Below are 20,431 nucleotides of genomic sequence, written 5' to 3'. Positions count from 1 at the left end.
GCCATGGCAGCACCCATTCTCTCCTTCGAAAATCTCGGCCTCTCGCAGGGCAGTCACTGGCTGTTCCGGCATATCGACATCCATGTCGGCCAGCGTGACCGGCTGGCGCTGATCGGGCGCAACGGCGCGGGCAAGACCACCTTGCTCAAGCTGATCGGCGGCCAGATCGAGGCGGATGAGGGCATTCGTTCGGTACAGCCGGGCGCGCGGGTGGTGACGCTGGAACAGGATCCGGACGTCAGCGCCTTCAAGACGCTGCATGATTTCGCGCTGGCCGGCGCATTCGCGCCGCCCGCCCATGAGGTGGAGGCGATCGCCGACCAGTTGGGCATCGACCTGTCGCGCGAGGTCGCTACCGCGAGCGGCGGTGAGCGCCGCCGCGCCGCGATCGCCCGCGCGCTGGCGAGTGAACCCGACCTGCTGCTGCTGGACGAGCCGACCAACCATCTGGATATCGCTGCGATCGACTGGCTGGAAAGCTGGCTCGCCCGCTATACCGGCGCCTTCATCGTCATCAGCCATGACCGCGCCTTCCTGACCCGCCTGACCCGCCAGACGCTGTGGCTCGACCGTGGCCAGATGCGCCGCAACGAGATCGGCTTCGGCGGTTTCGAGGACTGGATGGAAGCGGTCTATGCCGAGGAGGCGCGCGCCGCCGAGAAGCTGGACGCCAAGCTCAAGATCGAGGCGCACTGGCTGGAGCGCGGTGTGACCGCACGGCGCAAGCGCAACCAGGGGCGCCTCGCCAAGCTGTGGGAGATGCGCGCCCAGCGTGCCGCGATGCAGGGGCCGCAGGGCACCGCCAAGATCGCGGTGGCGAGCGACGACAGCAAGACCAAGAGCGTCATCAAGGCCGAGCATGTCACCAAGACATTCGGTGACCGCACCATCATCAACGACTTTTCCCTGCGCGTGCAGCGTGGCGACCGGATCGGCATCGTCGGCGGCAATGGTGCGGGCAAGTCGACCTTGCTCAAGCTGCTGACCGGCGAACTGGCGCCCGACAGCGGCGCGGTGACGCTGGCCAAGACGCTGGACATGATCTTCATCGACCAGCAGCGCAGCCTGATGCAGGGCGACAAGAGCGTGCGCGACGTGCTGGCCGAGGGCGGCGACTGGATCGACGTGCGCGGCGTCCGCAAACATGTCCATGGCTATCTCAAGGACTTCCTGTTCGATCCCTCGCTGGCCGAGGCGAAGGTCGGCACCCTGTCGGGTGGCGAGCGTTCGCGTCTGCTGTTCGCGCGCGAATTTGCCCGCGAATCCAACCTGCTGGTGCTGGACGAACCGACCAACGACCTTGACCTCGAAACGCTCGACCTGCTGCAGGAAGTGATCGCGGATTATGATGGCACGGTGCTGATCGTCAGCCATGACCGCGATTTCCTCGATCGCACCGTGACCGTTACGCTCGGCCTCGACGGATCGGGCAAGGTCGACGTGATCGTCGGCGGCTATGCCGACTGGATCGCCAAGCGCGATCCGCGCCGCGCGCCCAAGGCGGAGAAGAAGGAGGCTGCGGCACCGCCGCCGCCCAAGCCGGCCTCGACTAAGCTGACCTACAAGGACCAGCGCGACCTCGACCTGCTGCCCAAGAAGATCGAGGAACTGGAGGCGGCGATCGCCCGCGACGAGGAGGCGCTGGCCGATCCCGCGCTCTATACCCGCGATCCCAAGAAATTCGCCGCGCTGACCGCTGCGATCGAGAAGGCGCGCGCCGAGAAGGACGCGGCCGAGGAACGCTGGCTGGAACTGGCGGAGAAGGCCGAGGGGCTGGGCTGAACCCCTTGCGCTGCCCTCTGCATCTGATAGCCAACGGGCTGGATGATCTGACAGGGGGCTCCATCATATGACCACGCCGCGCGTCGAGCCGCCACGGCCGCATCATGCCGTTCATTATGTCAATCGGGTCGGCTGGCTGCGCGCTGCCGTGCTGGGCGCCAATGATGGGATTGTATCGACCGCCAGCCTGATGACAGGCATCGCCGCATCGGGTGCGACGGGCGAGTCCATCCTGCTGTCCGGCATCGCCGCGCTGGTCGCCGGCGCCATGTCGATGGCGGCGGGCGAATATGTGTCGGTGAGTGCCCAGTCGGACACAGAGCGTGCAGATCTTGCCAAGGAAAAGAAGGCGCTGGCGACGCAGCCTCATGCGGAATGGGAGGAGCTGCGCGACATTTATGTCGAGCGCGGGCTGGACCGGGACTTGGCTGGGCAGGTGGCTACCCAGTTGATGGCGACCGATCCGCTGGGCGCCCATGCCCGCGATGAGCTGGGCATTTCCGACCTCAGCACGCCGCGCCCGGTGCAGGCAGGGCTGGCCTCGGCGGCGAGCTTCGCCTGTGGCGCGGCGCCACCGGTAGTCGCCGCGGCCATCGCGCCGTCGCTGGCCGGGATCAGCGTCGTGCCGGTGTCGCTGCTCTGCCTGTTGCTGCTGGGCTATGTCGGGGCGCGGCTGGGCGGGGCGCGGCCGGGGCGGTCGATGCTGCGTACCTTCTTCTGGGGCGCGCTGGCGATGGCTGTGACGGCGGCGGCAGGGCATCTTTTCGGCGCCGCCATATGATGGCAAGGTCCGCCGCCTGATATCCAAGGGAGATGATGCATGACCGCAATCCAGCAGATACCGCTCAAGACCATCAAGGGCGCCGACGCGACCCTGGCCGATTATGCCGGCAAGGTGGTGCTTGCGGTCAATGTCGCCTCCAAATGCGGGCTGACGCCGCAATATGAGGGGCTGGAAAAGCTCTATGCCGATTATCGGGACAAGGGGCTGGTGGTCGCGGGCTTCCCGGCCAATGATTTCGGCGCTCAGGAACCGGGCAGCAATGACGAGATCGCGACCTTCTGCACCACCAATTTCGGCGTCGATTTCCCGATGTTCGAGAAGATCGTGGTCAGCGGGCCGGACAAGCATCCGCTTTATGCCGCACTGACGAGCGCCCTGCCCGAGGCGCAGGGCGATGGCGACAGTTTTCGCGAGCGGCTCAAGGGCTATGGCATGACGCCCAATCCGGTGCCGGAAATCCTGTGGAATTTCGAGAAATTCGTGATCGCCAAGGATGGCAGCGTCGCGGCCCGTTTCGCGCCGACGACGGCGCCCGACGATCCGGCGCTGGTTGCTGCGATCGAAGCCGAACTGGCGAAATAAACATCCGACGGGTGGCGTGTCTGCGCGCGCCACCCGTTCTATTCTACGGCTGCCCCGGAGCGGCCCATTTTCCTTTGTTTCGGTGAAGTTACGAACCCATGCGACAGACTATTGTGAAGGCGGCGCTGTGCGGCGCGATGCTGCTGGCGACCACGGCACAGGCGGCGCTGAGCCCGGCCGAACAGAAGATCGGCGCCAGCGTCGATGCCGGCCATGAGCCCGCGATCACCCTCCTCGAAAAGATCGTGAACCAGAATAGCGGGTCGATGAATGTCGCCGGCGTCAAGGCGGTGGCCGACATGCTGCGTCCCGAGTTCGAGGCGCTGGGCTTCGTCGTCACCTGGAAACCGATGGATCAGGTCAAGCGCGCCGGCCATTTTATCGCCGTTCACAGGGGCAAGGTGGGCACGACGAAGATGCTGCTGATCGGCCATCTCGACACGGTGTTCGAGCCGGACTCCCCGTTCCAGACCTTCAAGCGCGAGGGCGACTGGGCGGCCGGACCGGGTGTCGGCGACGACAAGGGCGGGGTGGTGACGATGCTGCTGGCCTGAAGGCGATGCAGGCGGCTGGCACGCTGAAGAACGCTAATATCGAGGTGGTGCTGACCGGTGACGAGGAGGCTTCGGGCGATCCGGTCTCGATTTCCCGTGCTGACCTGATCGCGGCCGGCAAGCGGGCCGACGTCGCGCTCGATTTCGAGGGGCTGAGCCGCGAGGACGGCAAGGATATGGGCTCGATCGCGCGTCGCTCCTCCAACAGCTGGACGCTGACCACCAGCGGCAAGTCGGCGCACAGTTCGGGCATCTTCTCCGCCGCCGCCGGTGATGGCGCCGTCTATGAAATGGCGCGGATCATCACCGCTTTCCGCAAGGAATTGCCGGAACCCAACCTGACCTTCAATGTCGGCCTGATCGGTGGCGGCCAGAGCGCCGATGTCGACAAGGACGGGGTGCGCATCGCCGTGACCGGCAAGACCAACATCATCCCGCCGATCGCTGTCGCCAAGGGCGATTTCCGCACGCTCAGCCAGGACCAGACCGAGCGGGTGCGGGCGAAGATGCAGGCGATCGTCGATACCGGCCATCTGCCCGGCACTGGTGCCAGCATCGCCTTTGACCTGGGCTATCCCTCCATGGCACCAACCGCGGGCAACCGCGCGCTGCTGGGCAAGCTCAATGGCATCAACAAGGATCTGGGCCTGCCCGAAATGCCTGAGCTTGATCCGCTCAAGCGCGGCGCCGGCGATATCAGCTTCGTCGCGCAGGATGTCGACGGGCTGGTGGGTCTTGGCCTCGCCTCGACCGGCGACCATAGCCCGGCGGAAAAGGCGGACCTGTCCACCATGCCGCGCCAGGCCAAGCGGGCGGCCATATTGATGACCCGTTTGTCGGCCGAGAAGGGCCGGAAATGATCGATCCTCGGGCGCCGGCTTCCGCTGGCGCCCGATAGCGGCTACGGAAAGCCATGCTGCCGCCGACCCCGACGATCGCCACCCATATCGGACCAGTGCTGGAGGCGTTGAGCCTGATCGGCACCTTCGTCTTCGGGGCTTCCGGCGCATTGGCTGCCGCGCGCCTGCGCCAGACATTGGTGACCTTTGCCTTCTTCGCCCTGCTGACCGGGGTGGGCGGCGGCACGGTGCGCGACCTGCTGATCGATGCGCCGGTCTTCTGGATCCATGATCCGGCGCCTTCGATTGTCTGCATGGCCGCCGCCATTACCGTCTGGATCACGCCGCGCTGCTGGTGGAGCGATCATGCGCTCGACTGGCTCGATGCGATCGGGCTGGCTGCCTTCGCGGTCTTTGGCGCGGCTAAGGCGATGAGCTTTGGCGTGCCGCCCTTTGTCGCGGGAATGATGGGCGTGGTCACCGGCTGCGTCGGCGGGATCATGCGCGACACGCTGGCGGGCGAGCCGTCGATCCTGCTGCGCCCGGAACTCTATGTCACGGCCGCAGCGTTCGCCTCCGGCCTGTTCGTGCTGCTGCGGCTGGCCGGGCTGGATGTGCCGGTCGCCGGCGTGATCGCGGCGCTGCTGGGATTTGGCCTGCGGGCGCTGGCAATCCGCCGTGGGCTGGGGTTGCCCGCCTACAAGGAGGCGGGCGAGTGATCGTCCTGCTTCGGGATCGTCACTTCCCGTTTCGATATTCCAGCGCTGGTCCCTTGTCGCCCAGCAGCGAGCGATAGACGAAATCCTTGCCGCGACGGCGATCCAGTTCGGCCTTGGCCTCCGCCAGCGTGTCCGGGCTCTGGAACAGTTGCGCGGCGGTCAGCGCCATCGCCTTGGCGGCGACGACCGCGCCCTTGGTGCCGACGCTGGTGCCGCTGGCGGCGACCGCCTGCCAGCTGTGCGGCGGGGTGCCCGGCGCCCAGGTGGCCGCGACCATGCCGACCGTCGGGGTCGTGTAGCTGACATCGCCGACATCGGTGGAGGCCGGCGTCAGGCCGCCGCTGCTATAGGCTTCGACGCTGCCATCGCCCATGCGCGTGCCCTTGGGGAAGCTCGACTGGATCTGGGTGATGAAAGCCTGCTCCTGCGCATTATAGCTGGGCAGGGTCACCTGTTTCAGATTGTCGTACATGACATGGCCCAGCGTGTCGTTGGGCAGCAGGTCGAAGGTGCCGCCGACCTGGTTGAACTCGACCGTGGTGCCGGTGCCCATGGCCGCGCCCTCGGCCGCCTTCTTCACCCGGTCCATGATGTCGGCGACCACCTGCTGATTGGGGTGGCGGACATAATAATAGACCTCGGCCGTATCGGGCACGACATTGGGCGCCTTGCCGCCATCGGTGATGACATAATGGATGCGAGTTTCCTGCGGCACATGTTCGCGCATCATGTTGACCATGGCGTCCATCGCTTCGACCCCGTCGAGCGCGGAGCGGCCACGTTCGGGCGCGGCGGCGGCATGGGCGGCGGTGCCGTGGAAGCGGAACTTGCCGCTGATATTGGCGAGTGCGGTATTCTGCGACGCGCTGTTGCTGTCGGCGGCATGCCAGTGGATCATCGCCGACACGTCCTTGGTGAGGCCCGCGCGGACGATGAAGACCTTGCCCGATCCGCCTTCCTCCGCCGGGGTGCCATAGAGGCGCAGCTCGCCCTTGATCTTGTGCGCGACCATCCAGTCCTTGGTGGCGATGGCAGCCGCGACCGAGGCTGCGCCGAACAGATTATGGCCGCAGCCATGGCCGGCAATGCCCTCGATCGGCTTGCGCACCGGCTCGGCCGCCTGCGGCAGGCCGGGCAGCGCGTCATATTCGGCGAGCAGGCCGATGACCGGGCCGTCGCCGGTCCTGAAGCGGGCGACGAAGGCGGTCGGCATGCCGGCGATCCCGGCCTCGACCGTGAAGCCGGCGGCCTTCAGCTGCTGCTGCAACAGGGCCGAACTCTTGGTCTCCTGAAAGCCGATTTCGGCATAGTTCCAGATCTGCAGGGCGTTCTTGGCCAGCGTGTCGGCGCCGCGATCGACATCCGCCATGATCGCCATCTTGTCGCCATCGGCCAGCGGCCCGGCCAGGGCGGGCGCCGATGCACCGAGCGCGAGGAGGGCAAGGAAGGAGCGGGCGAAGCGTGACATGGATGGATCCCCTGGCTGCATGAAGCGGGGCGGTCAGCACCATCCCCCACTGGTGAAACGGCTTATCGATCAGGGCGATGGATACCACCATCACAAAAGTGAAATTTTTGATGGGGGAAATTTTCGGGCCTGCGTCTCCGACAATGAGAGGGTTTCCGGCCACGCAGCCGGACGAGGGGACAACCTCAAAAGATCAGAGCCCATCCGAAGGGATCGGATGGCGGGAGCCAGGGGAAGACATATGGGTGTGTATCGGAACAAGGGAGCCTGCGCGGCGAGCCTGATCGCCATGGGATGGGCCATGACCGCAGGCAGCGCATTTGCGCAGGACGCCGCCCCGGCGGCGGATGCGGCGGACGGCATCGTCGTCGTCGGCTCGCAGATCAAGGGCGCCAAGATCAACGAGGCGCTGCCGGTCACGGTGGTATCGACCGACGAGATCAAGAGCGCTGCCGCCGTGTCGGGCGACGAACTGTTCCGTTCGATCCCGCAATTTGGCGACGTCCAGTTCAACAGCCAGTATCTGCCCGGCAGCTCCAACGGCGCGCGCGGCGACGTCGGCTCGCTCGACCTGCGCAGCCTGGGCATCGGCAACACGCTGGTGCTGCTGAACGGCCGCCGTGTCGTCGCCCACCCGACCAGCCAGGCGAACGACCAGCTGGTGCCGGTGCTGAGCTACAACACCAATGCCATCCCGGTGAACGGGCTGGAGCGGCTGGAAGTGCTGCGCGACGGCGCGGCCGCCATTTACGGCGCGGACGCGGTGGCGGGTGTGGTCAACACCGTGCTCAAGACCGATTATCAGGGCGCGGAACTGTCGCTGCAATATGGCGGCGCGGAAGGCACCGGCCTGCGCGAGTTCAACGGCAATGGCGTGATTGGCACCAACTTCGCCGAAAATCGCGGCAACATCACCCTGTTCGGCAGCTATGACCATGGCACTGGCCTGGATTCGACCGAGCAATATTATACCGAATCCTCCGACCGCCGTGGCCTGTTCGAAGGCACTGCATTCGAAGGCTCGACCTCGCTTGACGGCCGGTCGACCACCACGCCCTTCGCCAATCTGCGCACCTATGGCAATGTGCCCGTCACCATCAACGGCACGTCCCTGACCAACGCATCGGGCCAGTTCCACCTGCAGCCGACCAGCAGCACGGGCTGCGTCGCCGCGATCGGCAATGATCGCTGCATCCAGAATGGTGCGATGGCGACAGCGGGCGCGGACCGCGACCTGCGTTATGACTCGCTGGCGCAGGGCACGTCGATCATGCCGCGCCTCAACCGCCTCAACCTGTTCATGACCGGCCATTATGACATCAGCGACGATGTCACCTTCTTCGCCGAAGCCGGCTTCTATCGCAGCAAGACCAGGGCGCAGCAGAGCCCGGTCGCGACGCTCAGCTCGATCCCGATCTATGTGCCGGCGAGCAATTACTGGAACCCGCTGGGTCAGGCCGTGTTCGCCAACGGCACCGTCAATCCCAACCGCCTGGCCGGCACCAATGCCCCGGCCGAGGGTCTGCCGCTCACCATCAACAATTATCTGTTCGAGGACTTCGGTCCGATGAACGTCACCGTGACCAACCAGCAATATCGCCTGCTGGCCGGCCTGCGCGGCGAGTTCAACGGCTTCAACTGGGAAAGCGCGATCAGCTATTCCGAAGCCTGGGCCCGCGACGTCAGCGACAATATCAGCCGCACCAAGCTGCAGGAATATCTGTCGCTCTCGACTCCCGAAGCCTATAATATCTTCGGCACGTCGGTGAACAGCCAGTCGACCATCGACGCGATGCGCGAGGAACTGGTCCGCTATACCAAGTCGACGCTGGCGACCTATGACTTCCGCATCTCCAAGAGCGACCTGTTCACCCTGCCGGGTGGCAATGTCGGCTTTGCCGCCGGCATCGAGGCACGGCGCGAGACCCAGCTTGACGATCGCGATCCGCGCATCGACGGCACCATCACCTACACCGATCCGCTGACCGGCGCGGTCTCGGGCGACTTCGTCAACTCGGCGCTCAACAACGACACCAGCGGCCATCGCGAAGTGTTCGGCGCCTATGCGGAATTTGCCGTGCCGCTGGTTTCGCCGGAAATGGACATTCCGCTGGTGCGCAGCCTGGATCTCCAGCTGGCTGGCCGTTACGAACATTATAGCGATTTCGGCGATGTCGCCGTGCCGAAGATCGCCGGCGCCTGGGAAGTGGTGCGCGGCATCCGCTTCCGTGGTTCCTGGGCCAAGTCGTTCCGTGCGCCGAACCTGGAGCAGACCAACGCGACGGTCGTCACGCGCGCGAACAGCCGCACCGACTATATCATGTGCGAGGCGGACGTTCGCGCCGGCCGCATCACCGACTTCTCGCAATGTTCGCGGGCGCAGACCACCTCGGCCCGGCGCTCGGGTAACCCGGATCTCGATCCTGAACGGGCAAAGACCCTGTCCTTCGGCGTCGTGCTGGAGCCGCCGCTGCCCGACGGCATGGGCCATCTGACCTTCACCACCGACTGGTGGCGGGTGCGCCAGACCGGCCTGGTCGGCATCTTCGGCGAAGGCAATGCGCTGATCCTCGACTATCTGCTGCGCAAGCAGGGTTCGAGCAATCCGAACGTGATCCGCGCCGCGGCGACCGCTTCGGATGTCGAAGCCTTTGCCGGCACCGGCCTGACCCCGGCGGGCGAGGTTCTCTACGTCCTCGACCAATATACCAATTTGCAGCCGCAGACGGTGAAGGGCCTGGACTTCAACCTGACCTATCGCACGCCCGAAACCAGCGTGGGTAGCTTCAACTTCGCGGTCAATGCGTCGCACTTCCTGAAATATTATCAGGAACCCTCGCCGGGCATCGCCGAACTGCTGGCGGCGCAGGACGCGGGCGACATCGACGCCGCCGTCAACATCTCGGGCGGCCGCAGCCTGTTGCAGCTCGACCGCAAGCCCAAGTGGCGCGGTTCGGCATCGCTCACCTGGTCGCTGAACAACGTGACGGTCGGTGCCTTCGCCCAATATACCGGCAAGGTCTATGACACCGGCCTGATCGACGCCGACGGCGATTACTGGACGGTCAAGGCGACCACCACGGCGAACCTCTATGGCCAGTATCGCTTCACCGAGGGATCGCTGAGCGGCACCAGCATGCGGATTGGCGTGCGCAACCTGTTCGACAAGGCGCCGCCGCTGTCGTCCAGTGGCTATCAGGGCCAGCTTTATTCGCCGCTGCGTCGCTATTGGTACTTGAACGTCAGCCACAAATTCTGATGCCTCCTGGGGCACCGGCCATCGCGCCGGTGCCCATTTTTTGCTTTCGGGACATGTTATTGATGAAATCGCTGCGCGCGCTGCCGCTTGTCGCCCTGATGATTCTGAGCGTGCCGGCCGGCACCGCGCTGGCCCAGCCTGCGCCGGTAGCGGCAAGTCCGGCCCCGGCCAGCCTATTCACGCTGGCGGGCGGGCAGAAGATCGTCCTGCCCAGGGCGGGCGCCAATGGCGTCATCGCCCGCTATCTCTACACCCCCTCGATCGCGGGCGGCCTGGGCGCAGCCGAGATCGGCCTGGATCGCGCGCGACTGGGCGAGACGCAGGTGCTGCTGTTTCGCAAGGTCGGCAACAAGGTGCTGGCCGAGTTCGAGAATTACCGCTTCCGCGCGCTCAACGGAGACGCCGGCGAGGAACAGGCGGTCGCGCGCTCCTTCTCCAATTCGCCGATCTGGTCGGGCGATATTGTCAGCGAAGATGACAAGGGCATCACGGTCGACCTGTCCGGCCTGCTGATGCGCGATGCCTTTGACGTTGCCGGGCGGCTGAAGGCGACCAAGGCCGGCAGTTTCAAGATTGCGCCGGCGCTGTCCTATGTCGATCCGGCGCAGAGCCTGGCCTTCCCGGACAATGTCGAGTTCGAGGCGGCGCTGACCTTCACCAGCGACGAGCCGGGGCGCAGCATCGAGCGGGTGCTGCCCGATGCGCGCGGGCTGACGGTGCGGGTGCATCACAGCTTCATCCGCCTGCCCGACGCCAATTTCCACACGCGCGCCCATGATCCGCGCACCGGCACGTCGGTCCAGGTCATCCGCAACAATTATGCCGCCGCGCTGGACGAGCCGATCGTCACCCGGCTGGTCCGCCGGTTCCGGCTGGAAAAGACCGATCCCAATGCCGAGCGTTCGGCAGTCAAGAAGCCGATCATCTTCTATGTCGACCGTGCCGCGCCGCAGGCGATCCGCGATGCGCTGAAGGAAGGCGCGCAATGGTGGGCGCAGGCGTTCGATGCGGCCGGCTTCGTCGACGCCTTCCGGGTCGAGGAACTGCCGGTCGGCGCCAACCCGATGGACGCGCGCTACAATGTCATCGCCTGGGTCCATCGCGAGACGCGCGGCTGGTCGACCGGCACCACCATCGTCGATCCGCGCAGCGGCGAGATCGTGCGCGGCGTGGTGCAGCTGGGATCGCTGCGCGCCTGGCAGGACAAGCTGATCTTCGAGGGGCTGGCCGGCGCGGCGAAGGAGGGCACCGGTGCCAGCGACGACCCGATCATGCTGGTCAAGGCGCGGCTGCGCCAGTTGGCCGTGCATGAGGTCGGCCATGCGCTGGGCCTGTCACATAATTTCGCCGGTTCGACCTTCGAGAACCGGGCGTCGGTGATGGACTATCCCGCGCCGCGCATCGCCGTGCGGGATGGTGCGCTCGACTTTTCCGACGCCTATGCCACCGGCGTTGGCGCCTGGGACAGGTTCGCGATCGACTGGCTCTATCGCCAGTTCCCGGCCGGCACCGACGAGAAGGGGGCGCTCGACGCCATGACCCGCGCGGTCCAGGCCAAGGGCTATCGCTTTGTCGCCGATGGTGACACACGCGGCGATGGCGATGCCCAGCCCTGGGGCAATATGTGGGATGACGGCACGGATGCCGCCGCGCAGCTCACCCATATCATGGATGTGCGCCGGATCGCGCTCGATCGCTTCGGCCTCGACAATCTGCCGGCCGGGGCGGCCGCCGCCGACCTGCGCCGGATGATCGTGCCGATCTACCTGTTCCACCGTTACCAGGTGACGGCCGCGTCGAAGCTGATCGGCGGGGTGGATTACAGCTATGCGGTAAAGGGCGATGGCCATGAGCAGGCGCTGCCGGTCGACGCCGCGCAGCAGCGGGCCGCGCTGCGCGCGCTGCTCGCGACGCTCGACCCCGCCGCGCTCGATCTGCCCGATCGCCTGTCACCTTTCCTGTCATCGATCCAGTCGGGCATGAGCGACCGCCAGACCGACATCGAACTGCTGCCCGGCCGCACCGCCGCCGCCTTCGACTGGGCGCGCGCGGCAGAAGTGGCGGCCGACGGCAGCTTCATCGCGATGCTGGCGCCCGAGCGGCTCAATCGGCTGGTGGCGCAGCATGCCGCCGATGCCGGCCAGCTGTCGCTCGACGAATATCTGGGCGCGATCGACGATCGGGTGATGGCCGCCGGGGCAATGGGCCGGCAGGCGGAAATCGCGCGGCAGGTCCGTGCCCGCTATGTCCTGCGCCTCATCAGCCTAGCCGATGACAAGCAAGTGTCGTCGACCGCGATCGCGATCGTGCGGGCGCATATGGAAAGCCTGGCCGGGCGCCTCGGCAAGCGCGGCGCCGCCGCCGACGCTGCGCATAATCGCTATCTTGCCACAATGCTGATGGCCTCGCCCGAGGAGCGCGCCAAGCTGGCCGAGCCGATCGCGCCGCCGCCGCCGATCCCGCCGGGCGCGCCGATCGGCAGCGATGCCGAATGCTGGTTCTGCATGCCGGCGGTGCCGGCGACCGAAGACTAATCATTGCCTTTGAGGGGGAAGTCCCATGCGTAAATCTGTTGTCACTGCTCTGCTGGCCTCGGCCATCGCCCTGCCGATCGCGCTGCATTCCGCCGCCTCCGTCTCGGCCCCGGCCGATGGCGGCACGGTCGCCATCGTCGGCGCGACCATTTTCGACGGCACCGGCGCGGCGCCCGCGCCCGGCACCGTGCTTATCCAGGATGGCCGCATCACCGCCGTTGGCGCCGATGTGAAGGTGCCGCGCGGCGCCAGGGTCATCAACGCCAAGGGCAAGGCGCTGCTGCCCGGATTCTTCGACGTCCATACCCATTGGACAGCCGGCGGCAGCCCCAGCACCTTCCCGCAGATCGCCAATGCCTATGTCGCGGCCGGCGTGACCACGGTGAATGATTTCAACGAAGCGCCCGAGGCGTTCGCGCCGCTGCGCGCCTGGCTGGGCCAGATGAACGCCCCCCATGTCCGCTTTGCCGCGCGGATCAGCACGCCCGGCGGCCATGGCGCCGACTGGGCCGATCAGGCCACCACCATCTGGGTCAACACCCCCGCCGCCGGCAAGGCCGCGATCGAAAGCCTGGTGCCCTATCAGCCCGATTTGGTGAAGATCTTCTCCGACGGCTGGCGCTATGGCGTGTCGCCCGACAATACCAGCATGGACGAATGGACGCTGAAGGCCACGGTCGATGCGGCGCATGTCCAGAACTGGCCGGTGCTGACCCACACCGTCACCGTCGATCGCGGCCTGGTCGCGGCGCGGGCGGGCGTGGATTCGCTGGCCCATGGCCTGCAGGACCGGCCGATCACCGCCGAGGAAGTCGCCGCGATCAAGCAGAGCGGCATGGCTATGGCGCCGACGCTGGCGGTCTATGATCCCTATAAGCGCGGCGACGTGAAGGCGGACGATCCGCGCCTGAAGCAGACATTCCGCAAGTTCGGCTTTGCGCTGGGCAATGTGAAGGCACTGTTCGATGCCGGCGTGCCGATCGCGCTGGGCACCGATGCGGGCATGCCGGGCACGCCGCATGGTCCGTCGACCCTGCACGAGATGGAATTGCTGGTACAGGCCGGCCTGACGCCCAGCCAGGCGCTGGTCGCCGGCACCCAGACCAGCGCGAAGATCATGCGCATCGATGCCGATCGCGGCACCATCGCGGTCGGCAAGCGCGCCGACATCGTGCTGATCGACGGCACCCCCTGGACCAACATCAAGGATGTCTACAAGGTGTCGCAGGTGCTGATCGACGGCAAGCTGGCCTATGGCGCCGGCGCCCCGGCGCTGCCCGCCGCCAACAAGACCGACCGTCTGCCCTCGATCAGCGTGCCTGCGCTGATCGACGATTTCGAGCGCGACGATCGCCGCTCGTCGATCGACACGCTGCGCGTCGACACGCCCGATGGCGGCATCGACCGGTCGGTCGAGATCACCCAGACGGTGCCGCGCGACGAGGGCGGCAAGGCGCTGTCGCTGTCGGCGCGCATGGCGGTCAAGGAAGCGGCCTATGCCGGCTTTGCCATTCCGCTGAGCCGCGGGTCGATCACCCCGGCGAAGATCAGCGGCTATAAGGGCCTGCGCTTCGAGCTGAAGGGCGACGGCGCCTATACCGTTCGCCTGAATGGCCTAGACGGCGTCTGGGAAGCGCAGGTGCAGGGCGGCGCGGGCTGGGCTGCGGTCGAGGTGCCGTTCAACCAGTTCAAGCCGGTCGAGCGGCGCGGCAAGGTCGGCCCGGCCTTCACCGGTGACGGCATCACCCAGGTCGAGTTCGGCGGATCGCGCGGTCCCGGCAAGCGCATGTGGTTGCAGATCGACAATGTCCGCTTCTACTAAGGGCTGACGGCCTATTTCAAAGGGCGCGATCGAGCATCGCGCCCTTTCCTCTTTCTGCCCGCTTACGACCAGATATCTGGAGAGATTGCATGAAACCCCATTGGCTTTTCCTGTCGGGCGCGCTGCTGTTGCAGGCAGTTCCCGCTGCGGCCCAGACCAGCACGCCGACGCCGCCCGAGCGCTTCTTCAAGCAGCCGCCGGGGACCGACTATTATCTCGCCAACTACAGCGAATATGAGGCCTATCTCCAGAAGCTGGCGACCCAGAGCGACCGGATGAAGCTGGTCGACATCGGCAAGAGCGCGGAAGGGCGCAGCCAGTGGATGGCAATCGTCTCCTCGCCCGCGAACCTGGCCAAGCTCGACGAGTATCGCGCCATTGCCGAGAAACTGGCCCGCGCCCATGGCGTGGACGAGGCGCAGGCGCGCATGCTGGCGGCGCAGGGCAAGGCAGTGGTCTGGATCGACGCGGGCATGCATGCGACCGAAACGGTGACGTCGCAGGGGCAGATCCAGGTGCTCTACCGGATGCTGACCCAGTCGGACCCGGAAACGATGCGCATGCTGGACGACTGCATCATCCTGTTCGCGCATGACAATCCCGACGGCATGGAACTGGTCGCCAACTGGTATATGCGCTCGGCCGACCCCAAGAAGCGCGAGATGGCGACGCTGCCGCGCCTCTACCAGAAATATATCGGCCACGATAATAACCGCGACAGCTTCATGGCGGCGATGCCCGAGACCGAGAATGTCAATCGGGTGCTGTTCCGCCAATGGTATCCGCAGATCGTCTACAACCAGCATCAGACCGGGCCGGAGGGCATGGTGGTGTTCGTGCCGCCGTTCCGCGATCCGTTCAATTTCAATTATGACCCGATCGTCATGGCGCAGCTCAACGAAGTCGGCTTCGCCATGCATTCGCGCCTGATTTCCGAGGGCAAGGCCGGGTCCGGCACGCGCAGCGCGGCGCCCTATTCGACCTGGCACAATGGCATGGAACGATCGGTCGCCTATTTCCACAACAGCATCGGCCTGCTGACCGAGATCATCGGCGGGCCGACCCCGGCGAAGATCCCGCTGGTGCCATCGACCCAGTTGCCGCGCGGCGACGAGATGATGCCGATCGGCCCGCGCGACTGGCATTTGCAGGATTCGCTCGACTATCAGTGGACGCTGGACCGTGCCGTCATCGACTATGCCTCGCGCAATCGCGAGCGGCTGTTGTTCAACATCTGGAAGATGGGCGCCAACAGCATCGAGAAGGGCAGCAGGGATGGCTGGACCATCACCCCGTCCAAGGTCGACCGGCTGGCCAATGCCAAGGCGCTCGACGAAGGGCGCGGCCCCAAGAAGGTCGATCCCGGCCTCTACAAGACGATGCTGCAGGCCCCGGCCGAGCGCGATCCGCGCGCTTACATCATCCCCGCCGACCAGCGCGACATGCCGACCGCGATCGCCTTCCTCAACGCGCTTATCAAGAATGGCGTCGAGGTGGAGCGGGCCGACGCGCCGTTCCAGGCGGGCGGCAAAAACTATGCCGCCGGTTCCTATATCGTGCGCACCGATCAGGCCTATCGCCCGCATGTGATCGACATGTTCGAGCCGCAGGACCATCCGCACGATACGGATTTCCCCGGCGGCCCGCCCAAGGCGCCCTATGACATTACCGGCTATACTTTGGCCTATCAGATGGGGATCGGCTTCGACCGGCTGCTCGACGGGCTGGACCAGCATTTTACCCCGGTCCCCGATCTGCTGGCGCCGCCGCCCGGCCGGATCGTGGGGCAGGGCAAGGCGGGCTGGATCGTCGGCCATGAAAGCAACAACAGCTTCATCCTGACCAACCGCCTGTTGAAGGCCGGCGTGCGTCCGGCCTGGTTGAAGCAGGCGGTGAGCGCCGATGGCGAGGCGATGCAGGCCGGCGCGATCTGGATCCCGGCATCGGCCGGCGCGCAGAAGATCGTCGGCGACGCGGTGACGCAGCTGGGCCTGACCGCTCATGCGCTCGACGCCGCGCCGCAGGGTGAGCGCATTGCGCTCAAACCCCTGCGCATCGGCCTGGTCGATCGCTATGGCGGCAATATCCCGACCGGATGGACCCGCTTCCTGCTGGAGAAGTTCGAATTCCCGTTCGCGCCGGTCTATGCCAAGCGTCTGGATGCGGGCAATCTGGCCAAGGACTATGATGTGCTGCTGTTCGCCGACGGCGCGTTGCCGCCGAGCGGGGCCTGGGGAATGGCGCGCGCCGGCAAGCAGCCGGACGTCAAGGATACGCCGGCCGAGTTCGTGCCGATGCTGGGCGACCTGACCGATGCCAAGACGGTGCCGGCGGTCGCGGACTTCGCCCGCAATGGCGGCGCGGTGGTGGCGATCGGCAATTCGGCCCGCTTCATCGACCTGCTCGGCACGCCGCTCAAGCCTGCATTGTCCCGCGAGGTGGAGGGGACGATGAAGCCGCTCGACACCAAGAGCTTCTTCATCCCCGGATCGATCCTGCGCGCGCGCGTCGATAACCGCCAGCCGCTGGCCTATGGCCTGCCCGATCAGGTGGACATGTTCTTCAACCGCTCGCAGACCTTCGTGACGGCGAATGCCACCCCCTATGGCCAGGTGTCCTGGTTCGAGGGCCGCGATCTGCTGCGCAGCGGCTGGGCCGTGGGACAGGAGAAGCTGGCCGGCACGATTGCCGTCGCCGATGTCGATGTCGGCAAGGGCAAGCTGCTGGTGATGGGGCCGGAAGTGGCGCAGCGCGCTCAATCCTATGGCACGTTCAAATTCCTGTTCAACGCGCTGCTCTATGGCGCGGCCGATCGGAAATAAGGAAAGGAGCGGGGCGTCATCGGACGCCCCGTTTTTTTTGGATCAGCCCCGGACGGCGCAGTCGCCGGGGATGATCTGGTCGCCGCGGGTCAGGACGATCCGGTCGGCGCTACGTGCTACATGCACCAGCCCCTGTTGCTCCAGCGCTTCGGCCAGGCCATCGGCATTGTCGATGTCGAACACACCGCTGATGGCGATATGCGCGGCATCCTCCTTCACCTCCAGCCGGCCCGAGCCATAGCGGTTCATTTCCGCCGCGACGTCGGACAGGCAGCGGCCGGTGAAGACGATGCGCCCGTCGCGCCAGGCGCTTTCGCGGGTCACGTCGACCGGGTCGACCGAAACGCTCTGATCCTTCTGGGTCAGGCGCATGCCGGCGGGCAACAGGGTGGCGCGGCTGCCATTGTGGGTTGCCGCAGCCGTCACGACGCGGACAAGCCCCTCGGTGGTGGTCACCTGTTCCCGGCCCGAAAGGCGCGACACGTCGAAGGCGGTGCCGACCGCCGTGGCCGTGAGCTTGCCGGCCGATACGCTGAAGGGGCGGCTCTTGTCCTTCTGAACGGCGAAATAGGCGCGGCCCGTCTCCAGCGCGACCGCCCGCTTGTCGGTGGAGAAGGCGAAGCGGATCGCACTGTCGGCGTCCAGGATCACGCGCGAACCATCGGGCAGCTGGATATTGCGGCGGCGGCCGGCCGGGCTGAACAGGCGCGTGCCCGCAGCCTGCGCCACCTGTTCGCCGGACAGGGCAGGCGGCACGGGATGGTCGGCAGGCCGGCTGGTGAACCAGAGCGTCGCCGGCACCGCCAGCAGCGCGGTCAGCGAGGCTGCCAGCAAGGCCGCGCGCCACGGGCGGCGGCTGGCCAAGGGGGCGGAAGCTTCGCTCTGGCGCGCCTGCATCTGGGCGAGCATCGCCGCGATCGCATCATCCTGTTTCGCAGCGCCGGCGACGTCCCAGCCGCGCTCGACCGCGGCCATGGCCGCGCGATGCGCCGGGGCCGCGTCGCACCAGGCGGCGATCGCCGCCCGCTCGGCGGATGTCGCCGTGCCGGACTGCAACCGCGCCCAATGGGCGGCGGCGATGTCGAAGGGGTCGTCCCCGTCCTGGGTCATGAAGTGACCGCTATCCTATCGTGCCATGCGCCGGGCGATATGCGCGACGGCCTTGGCGACATGTTTCTCGATCGCGCTCACCGAAATGCCCAGCCTTTCTGCAATATCGCCATAGGCCAGCCCTTCGTAGCGCCGCATCAGGAAGATGTCGCGGGTCCGTTCCGGCAGCTCTTCCAGCGCGCGGACGACCTGGGCGATCTCTTCCCTTGCCTGTAAGACGCGGTCGGCGGTCCGTTCCTCAGCAGGATGATCCTTTTCCGTCAGTTCATCATGCCCCTTGGCATGACGGACCTGATCGCGCCGCGCCTGATCGCGCAATACGCTGGACGCGGTGCGGAAGATATAGCCTTCCAGATTGTCGATGCCGTCGGGCGACTGGCGCACATGCATGCGCAGCATCACGTCCTGCACCAGGTCATCGACGATATGGGCGCTGGTGACGCGGCGGGCAAAATAGCGGCGCAGCGCCGGGATATAGGCGGAATAGTCGGTCGCCCTGTTTTCCGCCCCGCCCGGTTGCGGCAACGACGATCCTGATAGACGGTTCAACCCCGAAACCCCTTGTCCGCGCTTTCAAACCCCTTGCGGGCCGCCCCGGCGACCCGCATCACCAATGCCGGTCCCAGCTCAGCAGGATCGATCGCGGTCCTGAACTGAACGTTTGACCGACCCCATATCCGTTAGTCACCGCGCGCAAATTCGCGACGCGGTTGAAAATATTGCGCGCGCGCAGCGACAGGCTGGTCCGTTCACGGCGCCAGCTAACCCCCGCGCCGAACAGTGAGAAGCCGGAGGTCTCGACGAAATCGGGATCCTCGCGGGTGAAGGTGGACCAGGAACCCGACTGATATTGCCAGTCGCCCTCGACCGTCAGCTGGCCATGGCCGCCGACCGACCAGCTGCGCGCCAGGCTGGCCTGCAACCGGCGATGCGGCACGAAGGGGATGCTGTCGCCCTTGTCGGCGCCGCCGACCAGCGGAGCGGCGTCGGAGACGCGGGTCAGGTCGGCGCGGATCAGGCTGGCTTCCAGTCGGGCGGTCAGGCCCGGCAGCGGCCGGGCGACCAGTTCGAACTCGGTGCCCAGGATCATCGCATTGCCGACATTGACCAGATAGGCGTGCGAGCGATTTTCCGACAGCGCCCGATACTGCATGTCGCGCCAGTCGTTCATATAGGCGGTCAGCGTCATCTCGCTGTCGCGCCAGAGATGCAGGTTGAAGCCCAGTTCAGCGCCCCACAAGCTGTCGCCATCATAGGTGCGCCGGTCGGGCAGCAATACCGAGGCCGTATTGACCCCGCCCGGCCGGATGCTGCGCGTCAGCTGGGTATGCCAGCTGGCGCCCGGCGCGATCGGCAGGTCGATATGGACGCGGGTGCTGAGCCCGCCCGAGCGGCTGACGGTGCGCGGCCAGGAGTCGATCGATCCGCTGAGCAGGTTGGGCACGACCACGTCATTCTGCGACGCGACGCGATAATCGTCATAGCGCAGGCCGAGCGAGACCAGCAGATCATCCTCGCGATAGGAGAGGGTGCCGAACAGCGCCGCCTGGTCTCGGCTGATCGCCAGCCGGCGGGCGCCGAACAGTTCGCCGGTCACATCGGGATCACCGCTGTAGGAGGAGAGTTCGCTGCGCAGCCGCTCGCTCCGATGATCGATCAGCACGCCCGCCACCCAGCCCAGCCCATGGGCATTGTCATGGCCCAGGCGCAATTCCTGCAGGATGCGGGTCGACACGATCGGAATATGCAGCAGCGACGGCGCGAGGCCGGCGGCATAATCGGCGAACTGCTGCGTCTGCGCCGGATCGCAGGACGGACTGTCGAGCCCGAAATAGCGTTGGCAGGCTTCGGGATCCTGCCCCTGCAACAAGGTGGCGTTGGTCCGATCATAACGCCGGTCGAGCGACCAGCGATAGGCGGCGGTGATGCTGGTCAGGCGGACCGGACCGCCGCCATAGCCGATCTTGAGCCGCCCCATCAGGAAGTCATGGGTGGTGGGCGCGGCGAAATAGCGATCGGTGCGATAGGGGCCGAGCGACTGGAACCAGGAGGAGGCATCGGCAATGCGGCGATGCTGCCAGGTGAGCAGCGCCGATATGTCGAGATCAGGCTGCGGCACGATCCGCGCGATCAGGCGCAGCCCCGATATGTCGTCG

The 20,431-nt window shown here is 66.2% G+C and carries 12 protein-coding genes and 1 pseudogene (1 of these 13 running past the window's edge); 9 read left to right on the top strand and 4 right to left on the bottom strand.

From position 1 onward, the window contains the following. The first annotated feature begins 3 nt into the window (after nucleotides 1-3). From HH800_RS12680 to HH800_RS12660, 5 genes and pseudogenes are all read left to right on the top strand, one after another. Nucleotides 4-1,782: an ABC-F family ATP-binding cassette domain-containing protein gene (locus HH800_RS12680; RefSeq protein ID WP_169861295.1), complete on the top strand. Its 1,779-nt coding sequence runs from the start codon at nucleotides 4-6 to the stop codon at nucleotides 1,780-1,782. Between the two features lie 67 nt (nucleotides 1,783-1,849). Continuing rightward, nucleotides 1,850-2,563: a VIT1/CCC1 transporter family protein gene (locus HH800_RS12675; RefSeq protein ID WP_097383550.1), complete on the top strand. Its 714-nt coding sequence runs from the start codon at nucleotides 1,850-1,852 to the stop codon at nucleotides 2,561-2,563. Between the two features lie 39 nt (nucleotides 2,564-2,602). Continuing rightward, on the top strand, nucleotides 2,603-3,148 hold the full coding sequence (locus HH800_RS12670) for a glutathione peroxidase (protein ID WP_004207535.1): 546 nt from the start codon (nucleotides 2,603-2,605) through the stop codon (nucleotides 3,146-3,148). A gap of 98 nt (nucleotides 3,149-3,246) precedes the next feature. Beyond that, nucleotides 3,247-4,562, top strand: a pseudogene (locus tag HH800_RS12665) (M20/M25/M40 family metallo-hydrolase). A gap of 53 nt (nucleotides 4,563-4,615) precedes the next feature. Next, nucleotides 4,616-5,260: a trimeric intracellular cation channel family protein gene (locus HH800_RS12660; protein WP_069338221.1), complete on the top strand. Its 645-nt coding sequence runs from the start codon at nucleotides 4,616-4,618 to the stop codon at nucleotides 5,258-5,260. Nucleotides 5,261-5,279: 19 nt separating this feature from the next. Here HH800_RS12660 and HH800_RS12655 read toward each other — a convergent pair whose 3' ends face one another. Beyond that, nucleotides 5,280-6,728 (bottom strand): amidohydrolase, encoded by a 1,449-nt coding sequence (locus tag HH800_RS12655; protein ID WP_010336076.1) that lies wholly within the window; start codon nucleotides 6,726-6,728, stop codon nucleotides 5,280-5,282. 241 nt (nucleotides 6,729-6,969) lie between these two features. Between HH800_RS12655 and HH800_RS12650 the strand changes: the two genes are divergently transcribed. The 4 genes from HH800_RS12650 (at nucleotide 6,970) to HH800_RS12635 (ending at nucleotide 17,165) form a co-directional block, all read left to right on the top strand. Further along, nucleotides 6,970-9,987, top strand: coding sequence for a TonB-dependent receptor domain-containing protein (locus tag HH800_RS12650; protein WP_169861294.1), 3,018 nt, complete (start codon nucleotides 6,970-6,972; stop codon nucleotides 9,985-9,987). Nucleotides 9,988-10,049: 62 nt separating this feature from the next. Then, complete coding sequence (locus HH800_RS12645) at nucleotides 10,050-12,521, top strand: zinc-dependent metalloprotease (RefSeq protein WP_169861293.1); 2,472 nt, start codon at nucleotides 10,050-10,052, stop codon at nucleotides 12,519-12,521. 25 nt (nucleotides 12,522-12,546) lie between these two features. Further along, nucleotides 12,547-14,343, top strand: a complete 1,797-nt coding sequence (locus HH800_RS12640) for a CIA30 family protein (protein ID WP_169861292.1) — start codon at nucleotides 12,547-12,549, stop codon at nucleotides 14,341-14,343. An 89-nt stretch (nucleotides 14,344-14,432) separates the two neighbouring features. Next, the gene (locus HH800_RS12635; RefSeq protein WP_169861291.1) at nucleotides 14,433-17,165 is read left to right on the top strand and encodes a M14 family metallopeptidase; all 2,733 of its coding nucleotides are present in this window, start codon (nucleotides 14,433-14,435) and stop codon (nucleotides 17,163-17,165) included. A 42-nt stretch (nucleotides 17,166-17,207) separates the two neighbouring features. Here HH800_RS12635 and HH800_RS12630 read toward each other — a convergent pair whose 3' ends face one another. The 3 genes from HH800_RS12630 to HH800_RS12620 all read right to left on the bottom strand — a co-directional run. Beyond that, entirely contained in the window at nucleotides 17,208-18,275 is a 1,068-nt protein-coding gene (locus tag HH800_RS12630; RefSeq protein WP_169861290.1) for a FecR family protein, read from the bottom strand. A 15-nt stretch (nucleotides 18,276-18,290) separates the two neighbouring features. Beyond that, nucleotides 18,291-18,800: an RNA polymerase sigma factor gene (locus HH800_RS12625; RefSeq protein WP_004207526.1), complete on the bottom strand. Its 510-nt coding sequence runs from the start codon at nucleotides 18,798-18,800 to the stop codon at nucleotides 18,291-18,293. A gap of 82 nt (nucleotides 18,801-18,882) precedes the next feature. Then, a protein-coding gene (locus HH800_RS12620; RefSeq protein ID WP_235682111.1) for a TonB-dependent receptor domain-containing protein crosses the window boundary here: on the bottom strand, nucleotides 18,883-20,431 show its 3' portion. 989 nt of this gene lie beyond the right edge of the window; the window shows 1,549 of its 2,538 coding nt (coding positions 990-2,538); its start codon lies off the right edge, out of view; its stop codon occupies nucleotides 18,883-18,885.

The organism is Sphingobium yanoikuyae (assembly GCF_013001025.1).
GTDB lineage: Bacteria > Pseudomonadota > Alphaproteobacteria > Sphingomonadales > Sphingomonadaceae > Sphingobium > Sphingobium yanoikuyae_A.
The sequence above is the reverse complement of the archived record's forward strand: the minus strand, read 5'-3'. Positions and strand labels throughout refer to the sequence as shown.